The sequence below is a fragment of the Variovorax brevis genome, from assembly GCF_030317105.1.
Classification (GTDB): Bacteria; Pseudomonadota; Gammaproteobacteria; order Burkholderiales; family Burkholderiaceae_C; genus Variovorax; species Variovorax brevis.
In genome coordinates, this window is the sequence record NZ_JASZYG010000005.1 from 644,991 (window position 1) to 671,239 (window position 26,249).

Here is a 26,249-nt window from a genome sequence, read left to right on the forward strand (position 1 = left end):
GAAGCCATGCCGTTGTGCCTGAGTGTTTTCCATCGCATGGACGAAGACGTGCTGCGCAACCACGCGCACTACTGTCGTGTCCACGGCTATCCGCATCAAAGCGTGGAGAGCGACGGCATCTTTCATCCAGCACTGCGCGACGCGTGGAAATACAGCCGGATGCTTCGCCACCTGCGCGCCTTGCCGGAAGGCGACTGGCTGCTGTGCCTCGATGCCGACTGCGTGGTGTTCTGGCCCGTGCCGGTCGATGCCATGCTGCAGGCCGGCGAAGTGCTGGCGGTCGAAGGGCCCGTGGTGGGCAACTTTGCCCAGCGCGTCATGACCGGCATGCTCGTTCTTCGCAACACGGATGCCAACCGGCGCATGCTGCATGACCTCGTGGCCGATGCCAGTCGCGTGATTGCGCTGGAGGCCGACGAACTGGACGCGTCGTCGCGCCTGCGCGAAGCCGGCGCGCTGCCCTGCAACGCAATGGTGGCCGACACCTATGTGCACATCAGCTGGCGCACCACGAACTGGCAAGACGCGCGCATCTTCGTCGTCAACCTCGCGCCCTTGCCGGTGGTGGGGCGGGGCGGCGTGGAAGCGGTCGACATCCTGCATGACCTCACGCTCAAGAACCTGCTGGTCCGGCAGGTCAATCGGGGACTGATGCATGGCGAGCGTATCCTGCAGCCGCCCGCCTATCCGCCGCTTTCCGGCGATGCGCTGTCCAGCTACAACGCGGCATCGCGGATTGCCTTCGTCACACTCTACACCGGGCACGTCGCCACCTATGCGCGCGTGGCGGAGCACAACGTCAAGCGCTACTGCGACCGTCACGGGTACGCATTCCACGTCTACCGGTCCGTGCCGGAAGCGCTCGGCCCGCAGGTCAAGGGCAACTGGGCCAAGGCCTGGGTTCTCCAGCAGCACCTGGCGCAGCACGATTGGGTGATCTGGATCGACGCCGACATGCTTTTCGTCAACCCCGCGCAACGCTTCGACGAACTGCTGTCCGGCCGCGACCTTCTGTTTGCCAAGGACATCGGCAACTGGCCGGTCAACTCCGGGCTCATGGCGTTTCGCAACACGCCTTCTAATGCGGCCTTGCTCGAAGAGTTGAACCGGCGCATCCACGAGGTGCCCGACAAGTCCAGCGTGTACGCCAGCATGGGCGACCAGTATTTCGTCAATGCGCTGCTGCGCGAGCAAGGGCTCGATGGCGTGGACAACGTGCTGGATTTCGTCTCCGTCAACACGCCGCACTACCTGCGCACGCCCGGCACGCTGCTCATGCACTTCCTCGGGCTGGGTGAGCCGTATCGGTCGGTCTACATGGCCGACCAGGACTTGGCGTCGCTGCGCGCCGGCTGAAAACCGTCAGTTGCGGTAAAGCGCAAAAGGCCTATCGCGTCAGCGTCAGCGATTCCTGCGGCGAGCTGAGCAGCGACACGCGGCTCGAATTGAGGATTGTGTAGGGGGCTCCGCCCGGCGCGTTGTCCAGGTACAGGCCGCTTCCGCGCACCGTGCCTGTCGCCAGGCGGCCGGAGTTCCAGGCCAGTTCATAGCGATCGTTGCCCAGCGCGCGAACCGTGCAGGTGCCGCGGTGAGCTCCGTTGGGCGCCTTGACCGTGTAGACGCCTTCGGTGACCACGAAGGGCTTGCTCTTGCCGCTGGTATCTGGCAACGGGGGCAGGCCGGCCGCGGCGCGCTCCATCTGGCTGCGCAGCCTTGCCGCGTACTTGGCGCTGTCGGCATGGCCCTTCGAGGCCGCCTGATCGAGCAGGCGCAATGCTTCGTCCGGATTGGCCACGAGCGGTGGCGGACGGGACTGCGCGTCGTACGACGGAGAATAGAGCGCGCCAAGCTGGTAGAGGCACTCCGGCTCCCCTCGCGCGGCGCAGGCCTGCAGCAGTTCCAGACCCATGCGCCGATCCATGGCGCTGGTCGAGCTGCCGAGACAATGGCGCGCCAATTCCCGCGTCGACACGACATCGCCTTGCCTGGCGCCCTGGTAGAACAATGGGCAGGCGTCGTTGCGCCCCACTTCGGTGGGCAGGCCCGTCTTGCCGTACATCAGCTTCATGCCCCATTCGCCGTAGGCGTTTGCGTCACCCGCTTTCATGCGCGCAATGATCTGCTCGGCTTCCTGGCGTTCCTGTGCTGCGTCGCGGTCGGCGATCACCTTGGCGCAGAACGATTCGAGGCCCATCAGCTTCTCGATGGGAGCCATGGCCGGGCTGAAGCTTTTCTGGGCTTCGATCGTGCCGCACAGGAGTTGGTCATGTCTGCGGTTGCTGGCTTCGAGGTCGTTCAACGCAGCGACCAGACGGTCGCGGTCGGCACAGTTTCCGCACGCCTGGATCTGCTGCCTGAGTGAACGGCCTTGTTCCTCGCGCCAGCGCATGTACCGCACATGGTCCTCGGCGTGCCTGTTGATGTCATCGATGTTCTTGCTGAGCTGCTGGTTGAGCTCGAAGGCCCACAGTTCCGATTTCTTCACGAAGACGATTTCGGACTGCGCGGACAAGGCGGTCCAGAGCAGCAAGCAAAGCAAGGTGGCTTTCCACATGGCGGTCTCCTGGCGGGCGGAAAAACGCTGGGCGAGCGATAGCAGGTTCGATGCAGGAACGGGTTGAATTTAATCGACTCTTGCGGAGTTGACGTCCTCCATGCGGGGGGTGGCGTCAGCGCCCCATGCGCGACAGCGCGTCGTGGATGTCCTCCAGCAGCCACAGCCCCAGGCATCGGTCGTTCTGCGGAAACTGCAGGCTTCCATTGGGCGTGGTGTAGACGATCGCCTCCGTCACGTTGCCCTCGATGATGAAGCGCCGCGGCGTCGGGAAGTTGAAGGGCGGCAGTTCAAGGTTGATGGCCGTCCAGCCGCCCGTCGCAATGTCGCCGTTGCGCGGGAGTGCCCGATAGGTGAAGGTCGTCGTCAGCAGCCAGGTCGATCGGCTGGCGATGAAGTTGCGCAGCGCGCGGAACACGTCGGCGTGCGAAAAATGAAAAAGGCAATCGCGGCACAGGATGAGGTCCACCTTGGGCAATGCGTCCGACAGGATGTCGAGCTTGCTGAAGTGCCGTCCCGGGGTGGCAAAGCGTTGCGCGTTGCGCTCCACCAGGACCTCGACGATGTCGGCGCCGTGGTAGTCGATGCCGGCCAGGTCGACGTGCTGCATCCAGTTGAAGTCGCCGCAAGGCGCGTCCAGCATGGACTGCACGCGCAATTCGCGCAGCAGGTGCGGCAGTTCGCGAATGATCTGCGCGGTGTTCTGCAGTTCCGAGCCTGCCCCCGACACGCTCTCGCTCGATCCCCACGTGTTGGCGGTGAAGATGTTCGAGAAAACGGCTTCGGTCGGTGGGGAAGACATGTGCCTGCGCGTCGAGCCAGAGGCGGCAGAAGATACCCCAAAGGGGCGTGAAGCGCTATGTCTGCGGCGGCGGCTGCGCAGCCGTGTCCTGCGAGGGCGCCCACAAGCGCTCGCCGCCCTGGTCCAGATGCGTCAGGTACAGCCGAAGGTCGAACTCGAGTTGATGGTACGCCGGCTCCATGTGCGTGCACAGGGCGTAGAAGGCCTTGTCATGGTCGCGTTCTTTCATGTGGGCGAGTTCGTGCACCACGATCATCCGCAGCCACTCCTGTGGCACTTCGCGAAAAAGGCTCGCCACGCGGATTTCGCGCTTGGCCTTGAGCTTGCCGCCTTGCACGCGCGAGATGGCGGTGTGCGTGCCGAGCGCATTGCGTATCACGTGCAACTTGCTGTCATACGCCACCTTGGCGAGCGGCTCTGACTTGCGCATGAATTCGGACTTGAGGCCGTTGACGTAGTCATACAGCGCCCGATCGGTGCGCACCTCATGCGCGGCCGGGTAGCGCGAGAGCAGTGCCTTGCCCAAACTTCCTTCGGCGATGCGCTGCTGCACTTGCGCCAGCAACGAGGGCGCGTAGCCCGTCAGATACCTCATGCAGGCTGCCGCAAGCCGCGCGACGCCCGGGCCGAGTAAGCCAGGCCCGCCGCCACGCCACCGAACAGATCCCCTTCAATGAGCGGAACGCCGACGAAGCTGCGATGCAGCGCCTGCTGGAACGGACGCAAGGCGGAGGAGCCGCCCGTCAGATAAATTGCATCGAGGTCATTGCTGCGCAACCCGGCGCGCTTGACGCAGGCGTGCGCACAGGCGACGACGGCGGCGAGTGAATCGGCCAACTGGGCCTGCATGTCCTCGGGCGTGAGCGACGCATGCAGCGCGCGTTCGACAAAAGACAGGTCGATGTCCACCGCCTCGCCGCTGACCGATGCGCGGATCTTGGCGTCTTCCACTTCGCTGGCAATGCGATGCCCATAGCCTTCCTTGAGCACCTCCATCAGCCGCTCGTGCAGCCGGCGGTCGCTGTAGTTGGTGCGCAGCGTCTGCGCCTGGGTGATGGCCTGCGGCGTTTGAACCCAGTGGATCAGGTGCCAGGTCGACAGGTCGAAGAACACGCTGCTCGGCACCTCGCGTCCATCGGGGCCCAGATGCCGGAATCCCAGCGTGGGCATCACGCGTTCGAGATTCAGGCGTTGGTCGAAATCGGTGCCGCCGATGTGCACGCCGGTGGTGGCGAGGATGTCGTCGGCACGGTCCGCGTGCGACATGCGGTCCGGCCCGACGCGCACCACGGTGAAGTCGGAGGTGCCGCCGCCGATGTCGACGATGAGCACCAGCGACTCGCGCGTCACGCGCTGCTCGTAGTCGAAGGCCGCGGCAATGGGCTCGAGCTGGAAGGAGATGTCGCGATAGCCGGCAGCACGTGCGGCGGTGCGCAGGCTTTCTTCGGCCTTGTGGTCGCGCTTTTCGTCGTCATCGACGAAGTGAACCGGCCGCCCGATGACGACCTGCTGCGGCCGCTGCCCCAGTTCGACCTCGGCGCGCGTGCCCAGCTCGTGCAGGAAGCGCGCGACGATGTCCTGGAAGCTGATGAGCCCGTCGTACACGGCTGTCGACTCCTGCATCAGCGGGCTGCCGAGCAAGCTCTTGAGCGAACGCATCAAGCGGCCTTCGGTGCCTGCCAGATAGTGCGCGATGGCGTCGCGGCCGAAATGCGTGCTTCGGTCTTCCGAGTTGAAGAAGACGGCGGTCGGCAGGGTCGTCGCATCGCCCTCGATGGGCAACAGGCGCGCAGCGCCGCCCTCGAGCGCGCACGCCACCGCGGAGTTCGACGTGCCGAAGTCGATGCCGATCGCGAGCGTCGCGGGCGTTTTCAAGATTCCCTGCGAAGGGCGGGAAAGAGGATCACGTCGCGGATGCTCGGCGAATCGGTCAGCAGCATCATCAGGCGGTCGATGCCGATGCCGCAGCCACCCGTGGGTGGCATGCCGTATTCGAGGGCGCGCACGAAGTCGTGGTCGTAGAACATGGCTTCGTCGTCGCCGCTGTCCTTGGCTTCGACCTGCGCGTTGAAGCGCGCGGCCTGGTCTTCGGCGTCATTCAACTCGCTGAAGCCGTTGCCGAACTCGCGGCCGGTGATGTAGAGCTCGAAGCGTTCCGTGACCTCGGGGCGGTCGTCGTTGGCACGCGCGAGCGGCGAGATTTCCGTGGGGTGCTCCATGATGAAGGTCGGCTGCCAGAGCTTTTCTTCCACGGTTTCCTCGAAGTAGAGCACCTGCAGGCTGGCGAGGCTTCGGCCAGAAAGACGATGCTTTTCCTCGGTGAGGCCGAGCTTGCGCAAGGCGTTGGTGAGCCACGCCGCATCATCGACCTTGTCGCCGGCCTCGGTGTGCTTCAGGATGGCCTCGCGGATGGTGAGGCGCGCGAAGGGCTGGCTCAGGTCGACCGGCTTGCCCTGGTAGGTGAGTTGCTGCGTGCCGACGGCTTTTTCCGCGATGGTGCGGATCAGTGTTTCGGTGAAGTCCATCAGGTCGCGGTAGTTCCAGTAGGCCGCGTAGAACTCCATCATCGTGAACTCGGGGTTGTGCCGTACCGAGATGCCTTCGTTGCGGTAGCTCCGGTTGATCTCGAACACGCGCTCGAAGCCGCCGACGATCAGGCGCTTCAAGTACAGCTCGGGCGCGATGCGCAGGAACATTTCCTGGTCGAGCGCGTTGTGGTGCGTCTTGAAGGGCTTGGCATTGGCGCCACCGGGAATGGGGTGCAGCATGGGCGTCTCGACTTCGAGGAAGTCGTTCGACACCATGAACTCGCGCAGTGCACTCACCGCGCGGCTGCGGGCCGTGAAGCGCACACGTGCGGCCTCGTCGGTGATGAGGTCGACATAACGCTGGCGATACTTCTGTTCCTGGTCGGCCATGCCGTGGAACTTGTCGGGCAGGGGGCGCAGGCTCTTGGTGAGCAGGCGCAGTTGCGTCACCTTGACGGACAGCTCGCCGGTCTTGGTCTTCATCAGCACGCCTTGGGCGCCCACGATGTCGCCCAAGTCCCAACGCTTGAACTCGGCATAGGCCTCATCGCCGATGGCATCGCGCTGCACGTAGAGCTGGATGCGGCCGGTGGCGTCCTGCACGGTCGCAAAGCTGGCCTTGCCCATGACGCGCTTGAGCATCATGCGGCCGGCCACGCTCACGCTGACGTTCTGTGCTTCCAGTGCTTCCGCCTCGGCCGCGCCGTGCGCCGTGGCCAATGCGGCCGCGCGATGGCCCGGCTTGAAATCATTGGGAAACGCGACGCCCTTGCCTTCGACTTGTGCCGCGCGCAATGCCTTGAGTTTTTCGCGGCGCTCGGCAATCAGCTGGTTGTCGTCGATCGCAGGTGCGGAGGAGGGCGTTTGGTCGGTCATGAGGGGAAAAAGAACGAATTGGTTCGCGCGTGGAAGATGGAGGGAACGGGGCCCGTCGGGCCGTGCGCGGAACCCGCTATTTTAACTGGCGATGCCCTGCGGGGCGCTGCCTTCCAGCGCCAGCGATGCCGCGGTGTGGCGCTATCGATTCAATGGCGCGTCAGGAAACGATGCCATTGCGCACCAGCAGGTCGCTCACGAGTTCGAGGCGCAAGAGGGGGCTGTCGAGTTCCATCAGGCGTTGTTTGAATTCCGTGGGCATCGGCAACAACTCGCACCATCGATTGGCGACCCAGCCGCAGTCGTCGAAATGCCAGGGTGGTTCCAGCGGCAAGCGCATGTCCAGCTTGCCCTCGGCCTGGCGACGCGCTTCCAGGGTGTCGACGACGCGGCGCAAGGCTGTCGCGGCGTTCGCGAGATCGTCGGGGACGCTCAAGGGCACATCGTCGGGCAGCATCTCCACCTCTGCCATCCACAGGCCGTTTTTCTGTTGCGTGCTGACATGTGCGCGGAACCGCTGCGTGCCGATGCATTCAATTTGCAGCAGGCCTGCTTGCGGGGCGTCGAAAAACCGGATCTCGGCCAGCGTTCCGATGGGTGCAAAGCGCTCTGCTTCGGCGCCTGCCACGCGCACTTCTGATCCCTGCGTGAGCCCGACCACGCCGAATGGCGTTCCCGCCTTGTGCGCCTTGCCGATCATGTCCAGGTAGCGCACTTCAAAGATGCGAAGCGGCAGCAGGCCGCCCGGGAAGAGCACGCTTCCCAACGGAAACAATGGGATGGTGGAAAGGAGGGGTGGCGTCATCGGCAGCCTTTGGCGTGGATATCATCGCACTCCCACCCCATATGGCGCGTCATGCTCTACCAGATTCCCTCGTTTCTTCTCGATGTGATCACTGGCTTGTTCGGGGGCGCATGCCTTCTGCGGCTCTACATGCAGTACCACCGCGTGCCGTTCGGCAATCCGCTGGGGCGCTTTATCTTTGCCATCACTGACTGGATCGTGTTGCCGCTGCGTCGCATCGTGCCTGCGTTTCGCAGGTGGGACCTGGCCAGCGGCATTGCGGCGTGGCTGCTGGTCATGTTGAAGTTCCTGCTGCTGTTCTTGCTGATTGGCGCGGGGGGCAAGTTCAGCGTGTTGCCGTTGTTGTCGGTCTTTGGGTTGCTGCAACTGGCGGTGTCGGGGCTGACTGCGTTGTTGATCGTCTATGCGATTTTGTCGTGGGTGCCCAGTGCGTCATCGATGCTGCATGACCTTGTTCAGCGGCTGGCCGAGCCGCTGGTTCGGCCGTTTCGGCGCTTCATTCCGCTGATTGGGGGCGTCGACCTGTCGCCGCTGGTTGCGATCGTGGTGCTGCAGATCGTGGCGATCGTGCTGGGCGACGCGCTGGGTTGGGCGTACGCGATGGGGAGGTAGAGCCTCCCGGCTTTTCACTCCGCTTCGCTGCGTGTAATTCGCCACCTCCCGAGGAGGGGACCCCACCGGCGGCCCGGCGAAGCCGGTTCCGCGGTGCGTGGCTTGAAGGGGATCGGTCGCCGGGGGCGCTTGTCAGACTACTGCGTCAGCGGGCTGGCGTAGCAGCATGGCCAAGGTGTTGGCGATGGTCTTGCGGAGTTCGCGGCGGTCGCTGATGAAGTCGATGGCGCCCTTGGTTTGCAGGAACTCGGCGCGCTGGAAGCCTTCGGGTAGCGTGACGCGGACGGTGGATTCGATGACGCGGGGGCCGGCGAAGCCGATCAGGGCCTTGGGCTCGGCAATGACGACGTCGCCTACGAAGGCGAAGCCTGCGGACACGCCGCCCATGGTGGGGTCGGTTAGCACGCTGATGTAGGGCAGGCCCTTCTTGGCGAGGCGGGTCAATGCGGCGTTGGTCTTGGCCATCTGCATGAGGGACAAGAGGCCTTCCTGCATTCGCGCGCCGCCCGTGGCGGTGAAGCAGATGAAGGGCACCTTCTGCTCGATGGCGGTTTCGACGCCGCGCACGAAACGCTCGCCGACCACGCTGCCCATGCTGCCGCCCATGAACTCGAATTCGAAGCAGGCCACCACGACGTTGATGCTGTGGATCGAGCCGCCGATGACGACCAGCGCGTCGGTTTCGCCGGTGTTTTCCAGCGCTTCTTTCAGGCGCTCGGGGTATTTGCGGCTGTCGCGGAACTTGAGTGCGTCGACCGGCAACACTTCCTGGCCGATTTCGTAGCGGCCTTCGGCGTCCAGGAAGGCGTCCAGGCGTGCACGTGCGCTGATGCGGTGGTGATGCGCGCAGCTCGGGCACACGTTCTGGTTGTGCTCCAGATCCGTCTTGTAGAGCACCGTTTCGCAGCTTGGGCACTTGATCCAGAGGCCTTCGGGCATCTGGCGGCGTTCGCTCGGGTCGGTCTGGGCGATCTTGGGGGGAAGCAGTTTTTCTAGCCAGCTCATTCGGAAATCCTGATTAGCTCCCCTCGCCCGCGAGCGGGAAAGGGGCTGGGGGTGAGGGCGAAGCGCTGATTATCGACCAGCCGCGTTCTTCGGAGTAGCCGCCGGCAGTGCATCCAGTGCCGTGCGGATGCCGGCAAGGAATTCGCCGACGGTCGGCACGACCTGATCGCGCGCCTGGTTTTCGATCAACTGGATGATCTTCGTGCCGATGACGACCGCATCGGCCGCGCTGCCCACGGCCTGCGCCGTGGCCGCATCGCGGATGCCGAAACCCACGCCGACGGGGATCGTCACATGCTCGCGGATGCGCGGAAGCATGCGGCCGACGGCCTCGGTGTCCAGGTGCCCGGCGCCCGTCACGCCCTTGAGCGAGACGTAGTAGACGTAGCCCGACGCGATTCGCGCGACCTGTGCCATGCGTTCCGGCGTGCTGGTGGGCGCCAGCAGGAAGATGAGGTCGATGCCGCTCGCGCGCAGGTCGGCGGCGAAGTCCTCGCACTCTTCCGGCGGATAGTCCACGACCAGCAGGCCATCGACGCCCGCCGCAGCCGCATCGCGGATGAAGGCGCGCTTGCCGTGGATGAGGTCGTAGCGCTCGACCGGGTTCGCATAGCCCATCAGCACGACCGGCGTGGTGTCGTCCTTCTGGCGGAACTCGCGAACCATTGCCAGCACCTGCGTCATGCCGACGCCGAGCGCCAGAGCCGCTTCGCCCGCCTTCTGGATGACGGGGCCATCGGCCATCGGGTCGGAGAAAGGAACGCCGAGTTCGATCACGTCCGAACCCGCGGCGACCATGCCGTGCATCAGTTCGGGTGTGATATCGGCAAAGGGAAAGCCGGCCGTGACGTAAGGAATCAGCGCCTTGCGGCCCTCTGTCTTCAGCTTCGCGAAGGTGGCAGCAATGCGGCTCATGCGTTGCCTCCCTTCACCTTGAGGCCGCGCATCGAGGGGCGGTCATAGAAATCGACACCCGACAGGTCGGCGACGGTACCAATGTCCTTGTCCCCGCGGCCGGAGAGGTTCACGAGGATGGACTGGTCAGGGCGCATGGTCTTGGCGAGCTTGAGGGCGTAGGCCACCGCGTGGCTGGATTCGAGGGCAGGAATGATGCCTTCGGTTCGGCACAGGTAGTGGAAGGCGTCGAGCGCTTCCTTGTCCGTGACGCCGACGTATTCTGCGCGGCCGATGTCGGCCAGGTAGGCGTGCTCCGGTCCGACGCCGGGGTAGTCCAGTCCGGCGCTGATGCTGTGCGTCTCGGTGATCTGGCCGTTGTCGTCCTGCAGCAGGTAGGTGCGGTTGCCGTGCAACACGCCCGGGCTGCCGCGCAGGATTGAGGCCGAGTGCTTGCCGCTGTCCAGGCCTTCGCCGGCTGCTTCAACGCCGACAAGGCGCGTTTGTTCAAAAGGGATGTACGGGTAGAAGATGCCCATCGCATTGCTGCCCCCGCCCACGCAGGCGACGACCACGTCGGGTTGCTTGCCCTGCGCTTCGCCGGTGATCCCTTGCGCCGCCAGCATGGCCGGCATCTGGTCGATGCACTCATCGCCAATGACGCGCTGGAAGTCGCGCACCATCGTCGGATAGGGATGCGGCCCGGCCACGGTGCCGATGATGTAGAAGGTGTCTTCCACATTGGTGACCCAGTCGCGCATGGCTTCATTCAGCGCGTCTTTCAGCGTGCGGCTGCCGGATTCTACCGGCACGACTCTGGCCCCGAGCAGGTTCATGCGATAGACGTTCGGGCTCTGGCGCTTGACGTCCTCCGCACCCATGTAGACCACGCACTCCAGTCCATAGCGCGCGCAGATGGTGGCCGTGGCCACGCCGTGTTGCCCGGCGCCGGTCTCGGCGATGACGCGCGGCTTGCCCATGCGGCGCGCCAGCATGGCCTGCCCGATGGTGTTGTTGACCTTGTGTGCGCCCGTGTGGTTCAGGTCTTCGCGCTTGAGGTAGATCTGGGCGCCGCCCATTTCACGGCTGCTGCGCGCCGCGTGATAGATCGGCGAAGGGCGGCCGACGAAGTGCGCCAGCTCGTAGCGGAATTCTGCGACGAACTGCGGGTCGTCCTTGAACTTGGCGTACGCGTTGCGCAGTTCGTTGATCGCGTGCGTCAGCGTCTCGCTGGCAAAGGTGCCGCCGTAGATGCCGAAATGGCCGGTGGCGTCGGGTTGCTGATAGTCGAACATGGTTTCACAAGCCTCGATGGGTGGTCGGCCTCGCCAACCACTCCGGGGCAGGACGACCGTGGAACTAGGAGGCGAAGGCGTCGGCTGCGCGCACGGCAGCCACGAATTCGCGGATCTTGCCGGCGTCCTTGATGCCCTTGGAGGCTTCGACGCCGGAACTCACGTCAACGGCCAGCGATTTGCACCGCGGCCGCAGCACACGGATGCCATCGCCGACGTTGGCAGGCGTCAACCCACCAGACAAGACGAGGTGAGCGTTTGCGACGTGTGGAAGGAGTGACCAATCGAATGCCTTGCCGCCCCCGCCAAACCCTTCGACGTGCGCGTCGAGCAGAATGGCTTGGGCTTCTGAGAAATCTTGGGCGTATTTTACGAGGTCGAAGTCGATTCCGGCCGCGCCCAGCGGAATCCGGGCCGCACGCAGGAAACGGTGGGCGCCGTTGCCACTGCCGGCCCGGCATTGCTCCGGCGATTCGTCCCCGTGGAATTGGGCGATGGAACCGGGCACGGCTGCGAGTGCGCGCGACGAAACCGCAGGATCCTCATTGACGAAAAGCAGCACCGGCGTGATGAAAGGGGGCAAGCGCGAAGCCAGTTGCGCCGCGCGCTGCGCTGTGACCGCACGCGGACTCGGGGCATACAAGACGAAACCGATCGCGTCCGCGCCCGCCTCGACGGCGGCGTCCACATCCTGTTCGCGGGTCAGGCCGCAGATCTTGATCCGGGTGCATGGGGCATTCGCGTTCATGGCGGACCATGATACGCAGCCGCCTCGCTGCCGAAGGTGGCCTCTGGCGGGAAACCCCACTCGGCGGCGTATTGCGGCCCCACGAAGTAGAGCCCCGCCGGCGAAAAGGTGGGCGCCGCCACGATGCGGCTGCGCGCCTCCAGCACTTCGCGCATCCACGTCGGATCGGCCTGTCGCTGGCCGATGCGTACCAGGCAACCCATGATGTTGCGGATCATGTGGTGCAGGAAAGCGTCGGCCTCGAATTCGAAGTGCCACCGGCAACGCTCGCCCTCGCCGATGCGGGTGATCTCGATGCGCCGCAAGTCCTTGACGGGCGAGCGCGCTTGGCAGGCCGAGGCACGAAAGGAGCTGAAGTCGTGCTCGCCCACCAGGACCTGCGCGCCTTCACGCATGGCGTCGCCGTCGAGCGGGTACATCGTCCAGCCGACGAGGCCTGCATCGAGGCTGGGCCGCACCGGCGACTGCGACAGCACGTAGAGATAGCGGCGCGTCAGGGCGCTGGCGCGGCAATGGAATGCATCGGGCACCGGCTGCGCCCACTGCACGGCGATGTCGTCCGGCAGGTAGCGGTTGGTGCCGCGCACCCATGAAAACGGCGTGCGTTCGACGCTGGTGTCGAAGTGAACCACCTGCATCAGGCCATGCACGCCCGTGTCGGTGCGTCCGGCGCAGAGGGTGGAGATGGGTTGAGCGGCAAAAGCGGCCAAGGCCGCTTCGAGTTTGTCCTGCACCGTTCGGCCCGAGAGCTGGCTTTGCCAGCCCTCGTAAGCCTTTCCGTTGTAGCGGACGCCGAGGGCCAGCCTCACGGATGAACCCCCATGGAGAACGGTCAGCGCAACTGGCCGAGCAGCTGTTGCGCCTGTGCGCGCAGGTCACCCGAGGTTTCGGCGGCGACTTCTTCCACCAGCGAGCGGGCGCCTTCGGCATCGCCGAGGGCGTGCAGTTCGCGCGCCAGGGTCAGCTTGATGGCGTGCGGGCTCTCGCCGGAATCGTCGGACGGCTCCAGGCGAGCCGGCGAGGTGGCGGTGCCGAGCGGGCCGTTGCGGGTGGTCATGTCGAATTCGACAAAGCCCGAATCGCCCGGCAGGCCGGCGCGCAAGGTAGCCGGCTGCGTGCGCTCTTCGTCGTCGGCCAGGCGAGGTGCCTGGCGGATCATCGGCTCGAGGGCAGCGGGTGCCGTGTCGAAGTCGTTTTCCAGGTCCAGGTGGTGGCCCGTGCCGTTGAGCGGCAGGCGGGACTTGGCGGCTGCCGCGGCGGCAACGGTCGGCAGGCTGGCCGTGAGGGGCGCAGGCGAGGTGGGCTTTTCGAGTTCGAGGTCGAAGTCCAGCGGAGCGACCGACGGCACGAAGGCGGGCGGAGCGGCGGCCGGCGGCGGGGGCGCCACCGGTGCGACGGGCACTGCCACTGCGGGGGCGACAACCACTGCAGGAGCGGCCGCCACGGGCGCCACGATCGGCACCGTGGGCGCCTCGGTCGTGACGTTGGGCGTCGAGCCGGGTTGGTACAACGGGTTGCCCGGATCGAGATCGCGACCCAGTTCGACGACGCGGGCCCATTCGGTGCCGACGCCACCAGTGAGCTTGTGGACGTCCGAGGCGAGGGCTTCGTACGCACGCAGGTCGCGGCGCTTGGCGTGAATTTCCAGCAGCTTGAGGTGGATCGCGGTGCGATCCGGGTTCAGGCGCAGCGCTTCGCGCAGGATTTCTTCGGCTTGCAGGTCGCGGCCATAGGCGAGGTAGACGTCGGCTTCCGCGACCGGATCGACGTCGCCCGCGTCGAGCTGGCTCGGCGAGTACGACAGCGAGGAAATGGCCGAATTGCCCTGGTTCTTGGTGTCCACCGATTCGCCGCCGCTGGAGCCGAAGAAGGAATCCTTCGGTATCCGACTTTCCAGGAACACGCTTTCGCTCGCGTTGGTGCGGCGACGGCCGAGCACGCGGTAGGCCAGGAAGCCGATCAGCAGGAGCAGCAGACCGGCGGCGCCCAGCATGATCGGGTTGTCGAGCAGGTCAGCCAGGAAGCCGCGTTCGACCGGCGGCGCAGGGGGCGCGACGGCAGGCTTGGGCTTGGCGGGCGCGGTGGCTGCAGGGGTGGCGGGTGCGGCCGGCGTGGTGGGCGCTGCAGTGCTTGCGTCGGGCGCGCCGGCGGCCGGTGCCACGGCTGCGGGTGCCACGGCTGCTGCGGGAGCAGCGGCTGCCGGGGTGCTGGCTTCGGCGGGCGCAGTGGCCGGGGCTGGCGTCGCTGGAGCCGGCGCCGCAGCGGTTGCGGCCGGTGCCGTAGCGGCCGGCGTCGTTGCGGCCCCGGATGGTGCGGCAGCGGATGGTGCGGTCACCGGGGCGGCTGCGCCGGGTGCCGCAGCCGCAGCGGGAGCACCGCTTGCGGCCTGCAGCTTGTTCAGGTCGCTGAGGTTCTTCGACAGCTCCGCGACACGCGAACTGGACTCCTGCGCCTGACGCTGCTGCATCAGCTTTTCGTCGGTTTCGCGCTTGGTCGGGCCGCCTTGCGTCACCGTCAGCTTGTCCGGCGACGCGACCGCGGCGTTGCGGTCTTCCACGTTGGCCTGCAGCTTGCCGCCGGCTTGGCGATCGGCGCCGGCAACGCGCGACGTGGGCGCGTTTTCAGCGAGGCGACGGCGGTAGGCGCCGAAGTCCTGACTCTGCGCCGTGACGGTCTGGCGTGCTTCGTCCGCAGGAATGGCGGCGACTTGCGCTGCGGGCGGCACCGCGATCACGGCGCCGGCCTTCATGCGGTTGATGTTGCCGCCAATGAACGCATTGGGGTTGGCGCGCAGCATGGCGACCAGCATCTGGTCGAGCGAGACGTCCGCCGTGCGGTGCGCGCTGGCAATCTTGCTGGCGGTGTCGCCGGGCCTGACCGTGACCTGCTCGCCATCGCGCGAACCGCCGCCGGAGGGCGCTTCCACAGGCGCCTTGGCGGGCGGCGCCGCGCGCTGGCGGCGGACGGGTGCTTCGGGCGCCGCTTCCACCGGGGCCGGGGCGCGCGCAACGCGCGGCGCCGGGCTGACCTGTGGGGCGATCGGGCTGATCTGTGGCGCGGTCGGGGTGATCGGCGCCGTCAATTGGGCCTGCGCCTTGGGGCTGCTCGGCGGGTCCAGAAGCACCGTGTAGTCGCGCACCACGCGGCCCGAACTCCAGTTGGCTTCCAGCAGCAGGTCGATGAACGGGTCGTTCATCGAGCGGTTGCCGTTCAGGCGCACGATGTATCGGCCGTCTGCGCGGCGCTGCAAGCCCACGCGGACATCGGCCAGGGCGGGGTTGTAGGCGACGCCGGCGGCGTTGAAGGCCGCTTGGGACGCGATGTTGATCTTCAGCCCGTCCGCTTCCGCGGGGGTGATTTCAGTGACTTCGATTTCGGCTCGCAGCGGCTCGCCGAGGTGCGACTGAACATTGAGGCGACCCAGCGCCAGCGCGTTGGCTTGCGTGCTCATGGCGCCGAGGGTCAGCGCCACAGCCGCGCTCAATATCGACAGCTGACAACGACCGGGAATCTTCGAACTCGTACGGGTCGCCACAACGGAGGCGGCAGGCAACGAAAGTCTTGTCATGCTGATAGGGGCAGCTCGGCCCAAAAGTGTAAGAGGACGTTAACACCATCACCCGGCAGTGACAAGGCAACTAGGATTGTTAACCCAGTGTGTACGAACTTCGTCGCATTTTCGCCGTTGTTGTGAAGCAACGCCGGGCGCGAATGGCTCACGCCCGTGCAGTACATCACGCTTCCAACAGGATGCGCAGCATGCGGCGCAGCGGTTCGGCCGCGCCCCACAGCAGTTGGTCGCCCACCGTGAAGGCGCCCAGATATTCCGGCCCCATGGCCAGCTTGCGCAAGCGGCCGACAGGGATATTCATGGTGCCGGTGACTGCAACGGGCGTGAGATCTTTCACGGATGCCTCGCGCGTGTTGGGAACCACCTTGACCCATTCGTTGTCCGCGGCAATCAGCGCTTCGATGTCCGCCAGCGGCACGTCCTTCTTGAGCTTGAAGGTCAGCGCCTGGCTGTGGCAGCGCATCGCGCCGATGCGCACGCAGAAGCCGTCAACCGGTGTGGCAGCGGTGCCGAAGCCGGCGCCCTGGCCCAGGATTTTGTTGGTTTCGGCGCCGCCCTTCCACTCTTCCTTGGACATGCCATCGCCCAGGTCCTTGTCGATCCAGGGGATGAGCGAGCCGCCCAGCGGCACGCCGAAGTTGGCCGTTTCCGCAGCCGACAGGTTCTGCTGCTTCGCGAGGATCTTGCGGTCGATTTCCAGGATGGCCGACTTCGGGTCGTGCAGCAGGTCGCGCACTTCGGCGTTGAGCGTGCCGTACTGGGTGAGCAGTTCGCGCATGTGCTGCGCACCGCCGCCCGATGCGGCCTGGTAGGTCATGCTGGTCATCCACTCGACCAAGCCTGCCTTGTACAGGGCACCCACGCCCATCAGCATGCAGCTGACGGTGCAGTTGCCGCCGATCCAGTTGCGGCCGCCCTTTGTGAGCGCGTTCTGGATGACCGGCAGGTTGACGGGGTCCAGCACGATGATGGCGTCGTCCTGCATGCGCAGGGTGGAGGCGGCATCGATCCAGTGGCCCTTCCAGCCGGCGGCGCGCAGCTTGGGGAACACCTCGCTGGTGTAGTCGCCGCCTTGGCAGGTGATGATGATTTCGCACTTCGACAGCTGCGCGATGTCGAGCGCGTCATGCAGCTGGGTCTCATTGCGTGCTTGCGCGGGAGCCTTGCCGCCCGCATTGGACGTGGAAAAGAACATCGGCTCGATGAGCCCGAAGTCGCCTTCGGCCTCCATGCGGTCCATGAGGACCGAGCCGACCATGCCGCGCCAGCCAACGAGGCCGACCAAAGGTTGAGTTGCGTTCGCCATTTGAAGTTGCCCTATAGAAAAAAGAATCTGGTTTCTCTTTGCGCCCGGCTCGTCGAGCCGGGAGGGGCGTGACGAATCGGGCTGCGGTTAGCCGGTAATCGTCTTTTTGGTGATGGCCGCAACCACGGCGTCACCCATTTCACGGGTTCCGACGCGCTTCGTGCCTTCGGACCAGATGTCTCCTGTGCGCAATCCCTGGGCGAGCACCTGCTTGACCGCCGACTCGATACGGTCGGCAGCTTCGGGCTGGTTGAGGGAGAAGCGGAGCATCATGGCTGCAGACAATATTGTAGCCAAAGGGTTTGCAACCCCTTTGCCGGCGATGTCGGGGGCGCTGCCGTGGCTCGGCTCGTACAGGCCCTGGTTGCTCGAATTGAGCGAGGCCGAGGGCAACATGCCGATGGAGCCGGTGAGCATCGCGGCTTCGTCCGAGAGGATGTCGCCGAACATGTTGCCCGTCACGATCACGTCGAACTTCTTGGGCGCCTTCACGAGTTGCATCGCGGCGTTGTCGACGTACATGTGGTCGAGTTCGACGTCCGGATAGTCCTTGTGGACCTCGGTCACGACGTCCTTCCAGAACTGGAAAGTCTCGAGCACGTTGGCCTTGTCGACGCTGGTCACGAGCTTGTTGCGCTTGCGGGCGGCTTCGAAGGCGACGCGGGCGATGCGCTCGACTTCGGGGCGCGAGTAGCGCATCGTGTCGAAGGCTTCCTCGGCGCCCGGGAAGTGGCCGTCAACGGCGGTGCGGCGGCCACGCGGCTGGCCGAAATAGATGTCGCCGGTCAGTTCGCGAATGATGAGGATGTCCAGGCCCGCGATCAACTCGGGCTTGAGGCTGGATGCGTCGACCAACTGCTCGTAACAGATGGCCGGGCGGAAGTTGGCGAACAGGCCCAGGTTCTTGCGCAGGCCAAGGATGGCCTGCTCGGGGCGCAGGGGGCGGTCGAGCTTGTCGTACTTCCAGTCGCCGACGGCGCCGAAGAGCACCGCGTCGGCTTCCTTGGCAAGCTTGAGCGTCGACTCGGGCAGCGGATGACCGTGCGCTTCGTAAGCGGCGCCGCCGACCAGGGCGGTTTCCTTTTCGAACTTGAGGTCGAGCACGTCGAGGACGCGAATGGCTTCCGCGACGATTTCGGTGCCGATGCCATCACCGGGGAGGACTGCGATTTTCATGAGGGTCAATGGGTTGGTTGTTGATCAATGCTCATCGGCAAGCCAATGCGACAGGCGATGTTCGCAGGTCTTGAAGATGACGTAGGCGACCATGCTCAGCACGCCGTTCAGTATGAGCTGCGTCAGCTGCACCAGCGCACCGTCCATGACGGCCTGCCATCCTTGCTCGGCGAGAAAGGTGGCATTGGCCTGGAACAGGTAGACGAGGTTGAGGGATCCGATGCCGAACGCCAGAAAGCTCAAGCAGAGCACCACAAAGGTCAGCCACAGCCGGGACAACACCCAACGCTGAAACAGCCTGCGCATGGCGACGGCTCCGGATCAGCTCACCATCGTGTGGGCGAGCCAGGGCTTGGTCGCCAAGCGCTCTTTCTCGAAAGCCTCGATCTTGTCTTTGTGGCGCAGCGTGAGGCCGATGTCGTCCAGGCCGTTGATGAGGCAGTACTTGCGGAAGGCCTGCACGTCGAAGGCGAGTTCGGTGCCGTCGGGCTTGACCACCACCTGGCGTTCCAGGTCGATGGTGAGCTGGTAGCCGGGGAAGGCGAAGACTTCGTCGAACAGCTTGGCAACCTGCGCTTCGGGCAGCACGATCGGCAGCAGCCCGCTCTTGAAGCTGTTGTTGAAGAAGATGTCGGCATAGCTCGGCGCGATGATGGCGCGGAAGCCGTACTGGTCGAGCGCCCAGGGTGCATGCTCGCGCGACGAGCCGCAGCCGAAGTTCTGGCGCGCGATCAGGATCGACGCGCCGGCATAGCGCGGCTGGTTCAGCACGAAGTCCGGGTTCGGCTTGCGGGTGGCCGGGTCCTGGCCGGGCTCGCCCGTGTCCAGATAGCGCCAGGCGTCGAACAGGTTCGGGCCGAAGCCGGTCTTGCGGATCGACTTGAGGAATTGCTTGGGAATGATCGCGTCGGTGTCGACGTTCTCGCGATCCATCGGGGCGACGAGGCCCTTGTGCACGGTGAATTTCTGCATGGTGTGTGTTCCCTGATCAGGCGAAGGTACGGACGTCGACGAAGTGGCCGTGCACCGCGGCGGCCGCGGCCATGGCGGGGCTCACGAGGTGCGTGCGGCCACCGGCGCCTTGACGGCCTTCGAAGTTGCGGTTGCTGGTCGAGGCGCAGCGTTCGCCGGGTTCGAGGCGGTCGGCGTTCATGGCCAGGCACATGGAGCAGCCGGGTTCGCGCCATTCGAATCCTGCGGCCTTGAAGATCAGGTCGAGGCCTTCGCGCTCGGCCTGTTCCTTCACGAGGCCGGAGCCTGGCACGACCATCGCGAGCTTCACATTCTTCGCGATCTTCTGGCCAAGCTTTTTCACCACCGCGGCGGCTTCGCGCATGTCCTCGATGCGGCTGTTCGTGCACGAGCCGATGAACACTTTGTCGATGAAGATGTCGTTCATCGGCTTGTTGGGCTCCAGGCCCATGTAGGTCAGGGCGCGTTCGATGGCGCCGCGCTTGTTGGCGTCCTTTTCCTTGTCGGGATCGGGCACGCGGCCGTTGATGTCGGTGACCATCTCGGGTGAGGTGCCCCAGGTGACTTGCGGCGGGATCTTCGTCGCGTCGAGTTCGACGACGAGGTCGAAATGCGCGCCGGGTTCGGAATGCAACGTCTTCCAATAGCTGACCGCTTGTTCCCACTCCACGCCGGTGGGCGCGAGGGGACGGCCCTTCACGTAGTTGATCGTCTTCTCATCGACCGCGACGAGGCCTGCACGCGCGCCGGCTTCGATGGCCATGTTGCAGACCGTCATGCGGCCTTCCATCGTCAGGTCGCGGATGGCGGAGCCGGCGAATTCGATGGTGTAGCCGGTGCCGCCGGCGGTGCCGATCTTGCCGATGATCGCCAGCACGATGTCCTTGGCCGTGCAGCCGAGCGGCAGCTTGCCTTCGACCTTGACAAGCATGTTCTTGGCCTTCTTGCCGAGCAGCGTCTGCGTGGCCATCACGTGCTCCACCTCGCTGGTGCCGATGCCGTGCGCGAGCGCTCCGAAGGCGCCGTGCGTGGACGTGTGCGAGTCGCCGCAGACGACCGTCATGCCCGGCAGCGTCGCGCCCGATTCCGGGCCGATCACGTGCACGATGCCCTGGCGCTTGCTGAGGAAGGGGAAGAAAGCTGCAGCGCCGAATTCGGCGATGTTGTGGTCGAGCGTGGTGACCTGTTCCTTGCTGGTCGGGTCGGCGATGCCTTCGTAGCCGCGCTCCCATCCCGTGGTCGGCGTGTTGTGGTCGGCCGTGGCCACGACCGAGCTGATGCGCCACAGCTTGCGGCCGGCCTCGCGCAGGCCCTCGAAGGCTTGCGGGCTGGTGACTTCGTGCACCAAGTGGCGGTCGATGTAGAGGATCGCGGTGCCGTCTTCCTCGGTGTGGACGACGTGTTCGTCCCAGATCTTGTCGTAGAGCGTGCGGGCCATTTCAGTCTTCTTTCGTGGGGATGTATGTCTTGTTCATGCAGCCAGCGCTTCGCGGGCGCCGGCCGTGGAATGCAGGTGGCTGACGAGCGATCGCGCAGCCACGGGCAAGGTCGAGAAATCGCGCGCCACGAGGCGAATCTCGCGCTGCGCCCAAGCGTCGTTCAACGCAATGCTGACCAGCCCGCGACCGATGCCGCCCTGCATCAATTCGAAGGCGCGCAGGGGCATCACGCCGATGCCCAAGCCGTTCTCGATCATGCGGCACATGGCGTCCAGGCCGGTGACGTGGATGCGAAGCTTGATGCTGCGCCCCGCGTCCAGTGCGGCCTGGTGCATGGCGACGTAGATGGAGCTGTTGGTGTGCAGGCCCACGTGGTCGAAGTCGAGCGTCTGCGCAAAGTCGATGGTGGGGTGGGCGGCCAGCGCGTGGCCTTTGGGGACCACCAAGGCTAAACGGTCCTGCTTGTACGCGAGGCTCTGCAGTTCATGCGTGCCGTCGCTGGCGTGGCAGATGCCGAGATCCGCGGCGCCTTCCTGCACGGCCCTCAGCACCTCGCTGCTCAGATGCTCTTCGAGGTCGATCTTGATGGCCTCATGCTCGCGCGTGAAGACGCCCAGGTCTTCCGGCAGGTATTGCACGATGGCCGAGATATTGGCGTGCACCCGCACGTGTCCGCGCACGCCGTCGGCGTATTCGCTGAGTTCACCCTGCATCTTTTCGAGGCTGTAGAGCACCGAGCGCGCGTGGTGCAGCAGGCTTTCGCCGGCGGGCGTCAGGTCGACGCCGCGCGTGTGGCGGTAGAGCAGGGGGGTGTGAAGGGTGGCTTCCAGGTCCGACAGGCGCTTGCTGATGGCTGAAGCCGCAATGAATTCGCGCTCCGCCGCGCGGCCGATGCTGCCAAGCTCGCACACGGCCACGAAAAGCTGGAGCGAGGTCAGGTCGACGCGACGGACGAAATTGCGGTCAGGGAGGGCCATAAAGCGGTGGGCATCGCATTTCGCGATGCATCCCGCCATTTTGCTACGCAAATACCCCCTTCGTCATCGTGATCCGCGATGACCAAGCTGCCGCGTCGCGATGTGTTTTCAAACCGCTGAAGTCTCAGCGGTCACAAAAAAGCGGGCCGCAACCCGCTTGTCGTGAACAGGCCGTGGCCCGAACTTCACTGCTTCTTCTGGGCGGCGTCTTCCATCTTCTGGCCACCCTTCTGGATGTCCTGGCCCGCACCCTTCATGGTGTTGCAGCCGGCGAGGGGAATGACGAACGCAAACGTCACGGCGAGCAAAGCGGCGATCTTCTTCATGACAAGACTCCTTCGGTGAATGTTGAAAAGGCGAGGGAGCAACCCCCTCCGGCCTCAAAAGTACCGTTCGGCGCTCGCTTGTCTTGTCAGCCAAAACGCAAAAAAGCTGCCCAAAGGCAGCTTTCTCGTGTCAGCGCAAAGGAGACGCTGTGTAGTCGATCAGCGCGTGGCGATCGGCTTGACGTCGCGGCGGGGCGAGCCTTCGAACAGCTGGCGCGGGCGGCCGATCTTGTAGTCCGGGTCGCCGATCATTTCGTTCAGCTGGGCGATCCAGCCCACGGTGCGGGCCAGCGCGAAGATCGCGGTGAAGAGCGGCACCGGGATGCCGATCGCGCGTTGCACGATGCCCGAGTAGAAGTCGACGTTCGGGTAGAGCTTGCGCGAGACGAAGTACTCGTCTTCCAAAGCGATTTTCTCGAGCGCCATCGCCAGCTTGAACAGCGGGTCGTTTTCCAGGCCCAGCTCGCTCAGCACTTCCTTGCAGGTTTCCTGCATGAGCTTGGCGCGCGGGTCGTAATTCTTGTAGACGCGGTGCCCGAAGCCCATCAGCTTGACGTTGGAGTTCTTGTCCTTGACCTGCTTGATGAACTCGCCGATCTTCTCGACGCCACCAGCCTTCTGGATGTCGTACAGCATGTTGAGCGCCGCTTCATTGGCGCCGCCGTGGGCGGGGCCCCAGAGGCAGGCCACGCCGGCTGCGATGGCCGCGAAGGGGTTGGTGCCCGACGAACCGCACAGGCGCACCGTGGAGGTCGACGCGTTCTGCTCGTGGTCTGCGTGCAGGATGAAGATGCGGTCGAGCGCGCGCTCGAGCACCGGGCTCACCTTGTACTCCTCGCACGGCGTGGCGAACATCATGTGCAGGAAGTTGCCGGCGTAGCTCAGATCGTTCTTCGGGTACATGTACGGCTGGCCGATCGTGTACTTGTACGCCATGGCGACCAGCGTCGGCATCTTCGCGATCAGGCGGATGGCGGCGATCTCGCGGTGCTTCGGATTGTTGATGTCCGTGCTGTCGTGATAGAAGGCCGACAGGGCGCCGACCAGGCCGGTCATGATGGCCATCGGGTGCGCATCGCGGCGGAAGCCACGCAGGAAGAACTGCATCTGCTCGTTCACCATCGTGTGGTTGGTCACGAGCTTGGTGAAGCCGGCCTTTTGCTCGGGGTTGGGCAGTTCTCCGTACAGCAGCAGGTGGCAGGTTTCGAGGAAGTCGCAGTTCGTGGCGAGTTGCTCGATGGGGTAGCCGCGATACAGCAGTTCGCCCTTGTCGCCGTCAATGAACGTGATGGCCGACTCGCACGACGCTGTGGACATGAAGCCCGGGTCGTACGTGAACATGCCGGTTTGCGCGTACAGCTTGCGGATGTCGATGACGTCCGGGCCCAGCGTGCCCTTGTAGATCGGCAGGTCTACGTTTTGTCCACCGTTGCTGAACGATAGAGTGGCCTTGGTATCGGAGGCTTTCATTTGAGGGTACTTTCAGAGATGAGATAACTGGAGAACTGACAAAAAAGATCGGTGCGTCGCGTTGTCAGGTGCGCATGAGGTGAACAAGCTCCACCACGCCGGCGCCGGCCTCTGCAGGCTCGGGCTCCTTTCGTCGCAGAAGAAGGTCCAGCAGGTCGTTGTCCGACAGATCCATCAATGTCTCCAGTGCCTGTGCCTGCCCATAGGTGAGGGCGGCTTCATGTCGCTCGAAGAATCGGGCGATGAACAGGTCGTTTTCGAGCAGGCCGCGGCGGCAACGCCACTTGAGCCGGCTCAACGTACGCTCGTCGATCGGCTGGTCGTGCAGTGATGTCGCGGCTTGCATGATGGTTCAGATAGCCCGGCGGACCATCAATTCCTTGATCTTGCCGATCGCCATGGTCGGGTTCAGGCCCTTGGGACAGACGTCGACGCAGTTCATGATGGTGTGGCAGCGGAACAGGCGGTACGGGTCTTCCAGGTTGTCCAGGCGCTCGCCGGTGGCTTCGTCGCGGCTGTCGGCGATGAAGCGGTAAGCCTGCAGCAGGCCGGCCGGGCCCACGAACTTGTCGGGGTTCCACCAGAAGCTGGGGCAGCTCGTGGAGCAACTCGCGCACAGGATGCATTCATACAGGCCGTTCAGCTCATCGCGCTCTTCGGGCGACTGCAGGCGCTCCTTTTCGGGCGGCACGGTGTCGTTCTGCAGGTACGGCTTGATCGAGTTGTACTGCTTGAAGAACTGCGTCATGTCCACGATCAGGTCGCGAATGACGGGCAGGCCGGGCAGCGGCTTCAACACGACGGTGCCCTTGAGGGTGTTCATGTTGGTCAGGCAGGCCAGGCCGTTCTTGCCGTTGATGTTCATCGCGTCGGAGCCGCAGACGCCTTCGCGGCAGGAACGGCGGAAGGACAGCGTGGGATCTTGCGCCTTGAGCTTCATCAAGGCGTCGAGCAGCATGCGTTCGTGGCCGTCGAGTTCGATCTCGATGGTCTGCATGTAGGGCTTGGCGTCCTTGTCCGGGTCGTAGCGGTAGATCTGGAATGTGCGCTTCATCGTGGAAACCTTGTAATTTCTGTTTGCTTAGAACGTGCGGACCTTGGGCGGCACAGAGGCAACGGTGAGCGGCTGCATCTTGACCGGCTTGTACGACAGGCGGTTGCCTTCGCTGTACCACAGCGTGTGCTTCATCCAGTTGGCGTCGTCGCGGCCGAGCGGCGCGACCGGATCATCGGCCGGGCGTTCGTAGTCCTCGACCGTGTGCGCGCCGCGGCATTCCTTGCGGGCAGCGGCCGAGACCATCGTGGCCTGCGCCACTTCGATCAGGTTGTCGACTTCCAGCGCTTCGATGCGCGCGGTGTTGAACACACGCGACTTGTCCTTGAGCGTGACGGCGCGCACGCGCTCGCGCACGGCGGCGATCTTCTGCACGCCTTCGTCCATCGAGGCTTGCTTGCGGAACACGGCTGCGTGCTGCTGCATCGTGGCGCGGATCTCGTTGGCGACGTCTTGTGCGTAGAGGCCGTCGGTCGACGATTCGAGTTCGTTCAGGCGTGCCAGCGTGCGGTCGGCCGCATCGGCCGGCAGCGGCTTGTGTTCCTTGTTCTTGTTGTTGAACTCGACGATGTGGTTGCCCGCCGCGCGGCCGAACACCAGCAAGTCGAGCAACGAATTCGTGCCCAGGCGGTTGGCGCCGTGCACGCTCACGCAGGAGCATTCGCCGACGGCGTAGAGGCCGTTGACGATGGCGCTGTTCTCTTCACCCTTCTGGATGACGACCTGGCCATTGATGTTGGTGGGGATGCCGCCCATCTGGTAATGAATCGTCGGCACGACCGGGATCGGTTCCTTGGTGATGTCGACGTTGGCGAAGTTGACGCCGATTTCGTACACCGAAGGCAGGCGCTTGTGGATGGTCTCCGCGCCGAGGTGGTCGAGCTTCAGCAGCACGTAGTCCTTGTTGGGACCGCAGCCGCGACCTTCCTTGATTTCCTGGTCCATCGAGCGCGAGACGAAGTCGCGCGGCGCCAGGTCCTTCAGCGTGGGCGCATAGCGCTCCATGAAGCGTTCGCCGTTGCTGTTGAGCAGGATCGCGCCTTCGCCGCGGCAGCCTTCGGTCAGCAGCACGCCGGCACCGGCCACGCCGGTCGGGTGGAACTGCCAGAACTCCATGTCCTGCAGCGGAATGCCCGAGCGCGCCGCCATGCCCAAACCGTCGCCGGTGTTGATGAAGGCGTTGGTCGATGCGGCAAAAATGCGGCCCGCGCCACCGGTGGCGAGCAGCACGGTCTTGGCCTGCAGGATGTGCAGGTCGCCGGTTTCCATTTCGAGGGCGGTGACACCGACGACGTCGCCTTCTTCGTCGCGGATCAGGTCGAGTGCCATCCATTCGACGAAGAACTGCGTGCGCGCTTCCACGTTCTTTTGATAGAGCGTGTGCAGCATCGCGTGGCCGGTGCGGTCGGCTGCGGCGCAGGCGCGTTGCACGGGCTTTTCGCCGTAGTTGGCGGTGTGGCCGCCGAAGGGGCGCTGGTAGATCGTGCCGTCCGGGTTGCGGTCGAAGGGCATGCCGAAATGCTCGAGCTCGTACACGACCTTCGGTGCTTCTCGGCACATGAACTCGATCGCGTCCTGGTCGCCCAGCCAGTCCGAACCCTTGATGGTGTCGTAGAAGTGGTAGTGCCAGTTGTCCTCGCTCATGTTGCCGAGCGATGCGCCCACGCCGCCCTGTGCAGCGACGGTGTGCGAGCGGGTCGGGAACACTTTCGAGAGAACAGCGACGTTCAGGCCGGCACGTGCCAGCTGAAGGGAAGCGCGCATGCCGGAACCGCCGGCGCCGACGATGACGACGTCGAACTTGCGCTTGGTGATTTGGTCTTTTGTGTAGGTCATTGA

The 26,249-nt window shown here is 64.8% G+C and carries 25 protein-coding genes; 2 read left to right on the plus strand and 23 right to left on the minus strand.

Annotated elements, in window-relative coordinates; translation table 11 throughout:
- The first annotated feature begins 6 nt into the window (after positions 1-6).
- Complete coding sequence (locus tag QTI66_RS19365; RefSeq protein WP_286561453.1) at positions 7-1,356, plus strand: DUF273 domain-containing protein; 1,350 nt, start codon at positions 7-9, stop codon at positions 1,354-1,356.
- Positions 1,357-1,387: 31 nt separating this feature from the next.
- Here the strand turns inward: QTI66_RS19365 and QTI66_RS19370 are convergent, their stop codons facing one another.
- The 6 genes from QTI66_RS19370 to QTI66_RS19395 form a co-directional block, all read right to left on the minus strand.
- Complete coding sequence (locus QTI66_RS19370) at positions 1,388-2,554, minus strand: SEL1-like repeat protein (RefSeq protein WP_286561454.1); 1,167 nt, start codon at positions 2,552-2,554, stop codon at positions 1,388-1,390.
- Positions 2,555-2,669: 115 nt separating this feature from the next.
- Complete coding sequence (locus QTI66_RS19375) at positions 2,670-3,356, minus strand: class I SAM-dependent methyltransferase (RefSeq protein ID WP_286561455.1); 687 nt, start codon at positions 3,354-3,356, stop codon at positions 2,670-2,672.
- Between the two features lie 55 nt (positions 3,357-3,411).
- Positions 3,412-3,951: a YgjP-like metallopeptidase domain-containing protein gene (locus QTI66_RS19380; protein WP_286561456.1), complete on the minus strand. Its 540-nt coding sequence runs from the start codon at positions 3,949-3,951 to the stop codon at positions 3,412-3,414.
- The gene (locus QTI66_RS19385; protein ID WP_286561457.1) at positions 3,948-5,231 is read right to left on the minus strand and encodes an Hsp70 family protein; all 1,284 of its coding nucleotides are present in this window, start codon (positions 5,229-5,231) and stop codon (positions 3,948-3,950) included. Before QTI66_RS19385 ends, QTI66_RS19380 begins: the two co-directional genes overlap by 4 nt.
- The gene (lysS, locus tag QTI66_RS19390; RefSeq protein WP_286561458.1) at positions 5,228-6,760 is read right to left on the minus strand and encodes a lysine--tRNA ligase; all 1,533 of its coding nucleotides are present in this window, start codon (positions 6,758-6,760) and stop codon (positions 5,228-5,230) included. Before lysS ends, QTI66_RS19385 begins: the two co-directional genes overlap by 4 nt.
- A 160-nt stretch (positions 6,761-6,920) precedes the next feature.
- Positions 6,921-7,565, minus strand: a complete 645-nt coding sequence (locus QTI66_RS19395; RefSeq protein WP_286561459.1) for an LON peptidase substrate-binding domain-containing protein — start codon at positions 7,563-7,565, stop codon at positions 6,921-6,923.
- Positions 7,566-7,616: 51 nt separating this feature from the next.
- Between QTI66_RS19395 and QTI66_RS19400 the strand changes: the two genes are divergently transcribed.
- On the plus strand, positions 7,617-8,177 hold the full coding sequence (locus QTI66_RS19400) for a YggT family protein (protein WP_286561460.1): 561 nt from the start codon (positions 7,617-7,619) through the stop codon (positions 8,175-8,177).
- Between the two features lie 132 nt (positions 8,178-8,309).
- On the opposite strand, the gene accD is transcribed toward QTI66_RS19400, so the two are convergent.
- The 17 genes from accD to sdhA form a co-directional block, all read right to left on the minus strand.
- Complete coding sequence (gene accD / locus QTI66_RS19405) at positions 8,310-9,182, minus strand: acetyl-CoA carboxylase, carboxyltransferase subunit beta (protein ID WP_286561461.1); 873 nt, start codon at positions 9,180-9,182, stop codon at positions 8,310-8,312.
- A 69-nt stretch (positions 9,183-9,251) separates the two neighbouring features.
- Positions 9,252-10,097 carry a tryptophan synthase subunit alpha gene (gene trpA, locus QTI66_RS19410; RefSeq protein ID WP_286561462.1) on the minus strand — a complete coding sequence of 282 codons (846 nt, stop codon included), beginning with the start codon at positions 10,095-10,097 and terminating at the stop codon, positions 9,252-9,254.
- The gene (gene trpB, locus QTI66_RS19415) at positions 10,094-11,371 is read right to left on the minus strand and encodes a tryptophan synthase subunit beta (RefSeq protein WP_286561463.1); all 1,278 of its coding nucleotides are present in this window, start codon (positions 11,369-11,371) and stop codon (positions 10,094-10,096) included. The genes trpA and trpB overlap by 4 nt, the downstream gene beginning before the upstream one ends.
- Positions 11,372-11,435: 64 nt before the next feature.
- The gene (locus QTI66_RS19420; protein ID WP_286561464.1) at positions 11,436-12,119 is read right to left on the minus strand and encodes a phosphoribosylanthranilate isomerase; all 684 of its coding nucleotides are present in this window, start codon (positions 12,117-12,119) and stop codon (positions 11,436-11,438) included.
- Complete coding sequence (gene truA / locus QTI66_RS19425) at positions 12,116-12,928, minus strand: tRNA pseudouridine(38-40) synthase TruA (protein WP_286561465.1); 813 nt, start codon at positions 12,926-12,928, stop codon at positions 12,116-12,118. The genes QTI66_RS19420 and truA overlap by 4 nt, the downstream gene beginning before the upstream one ends.
- A gap of 23 nt (positions 12,929-12,951) precedes the next feature.
- Positions 12,952-15,591: a motility hub landmark protein FimV gene (locus tag QTI66_RS19430; protein ID WP_353506208.1), complete on the minus strand. Its 2,640-nt coding sequence runs from the start codon at positions 15,589-15,591 to the stop codon at positions 12,952-12,954.
- 262 nt (positions 15,592-15,853) lie between these two features.
- Positions 15,854-16,996, minus strand: a complete 1,143-nt coding sequence (gene asd, locus QTI66_RS19435) for an aspartate-semialdehyde dehydrogenase (protein ID WP_286561467.1) — start codon at positions 16,994-16,996, stop codon at positions 15,854-15,856.
- Between the two features lie 87 nt (positions 16,997-17,083).
- Positions 17,084-18,172: a 3-isopropylmalate dehydrogenase gene (gene leuB / locus QTI66_RS19440; RefSeq protein WP_286561468.1), complete on the minus strand. Its 1,089-nt coding sequence runs from the start codon at positions 18,170-18,172 to the stop codon at positions 17,084-17,086.
- Positions 18,173-18,196: 24 nt separating this feature from the next.
- Positions 18,197-18,478 (minus strand): hypothetical protein, encoded by a 282-nt coding sequence (locus QTI66_RS19445; protein ID WP_286561469.1) that lies wholly within the window; start codon positions 18,476-18,478, stop codon positions 18,197-18,199.
- 15 nt (positions 18,479-18,493) lie between these two features.
- Entirely contained in the window at positions 18,494-19,144 is a 651-nt protein-coding gene (gene leuD / locus QTI66_RS19450) for a 3-isopropylmalate dehydratase small subunit (RefSeq protein WP_286561470.1), read from the minus strand.
- Between the two features lie 16 nt (positions 19,145-19,160).
- Complete coding sequence (gene leuC / locus QTI66_RS19455) at positions 19,161-20,582, minus strand: 3-isopropylmalate dehydratase large subunit (RefSeq protein WP_286561471.1); 1,422 nt, start codon at positions 20,580-20,582, stop codon at positions 19,161-19,163.
- 33 nt (positions 20,583-20,615) lie between these two features.
- A complete protein-coding gene (locus QTI66_RS19460; RefSeq protein ID WP_286561472.1) occupies positions 20,616-21,560 on the minus strand; it encodes a LysR family transcriptional regulator in 945 nt (314 codons plus the stop codon).
- 185 nt (positions 21,561-21,745) lie between these two features.
- Positions 21,746-21,886, minus strand: coding sequence for an entericidin A/B family lipoprotein (locus QTI66_RS19465; RefSeq protein WP_286561473.1), 141 nt, complete (start codon positions 21,884-21,886; stop codon positions 21,746-21,748).
- A 159-nt stretch (positions 21,887-22,045) separates the two neighbouring features.
- A complete protein-coding gene (gene gltA / locus QTI66_RS19470; RefSeq protein WP_286561474.1) occupies positions 22,046-23,356 on the minus strand; it encodes a citrate synthase in 1,311 nt (436 codons plus the stop codon).
- A gap of 64 nt (positions 23,357-23,420) precedes the next feature.
- Complete coding sequence (locus tag QTI66_RS19475; protein WP_286561475.1) at positions 23,421-23,702, minus strand: FAD assembly factor SdhE; 282 nt, start codon at positions 23,700-23,702, stop codon at positions 23,421-23,423.
- Positions 23,703-23,708: 6 nt separating this feature from the next.
- A complete protein-coding gene (locus QTI66_RS19480) occupies positions 23,709-24,410 on the minus strand; it encodes a succinate dehydrogenase iron-sulfur subunit (RefSeq protein WP_286561476.1) in 702 nt (233 codons plus the stop codon).
- 27 nt (positions 24,411-24,437) lie between these two features.
- Positions 24,438-26,246, minus strand: coding sequence for a succinate dehydrogenase flavoprotein subunit (gene sdhA, locus QTI66_RS19485; protein ID WP_286561477.1), 1,809 nt, complete (start codon positions 26,244-26,246; stop codon positions 24,438-24,440).
- Positions 26,247-26,249 lie beyond the last annotated feature (3 nt).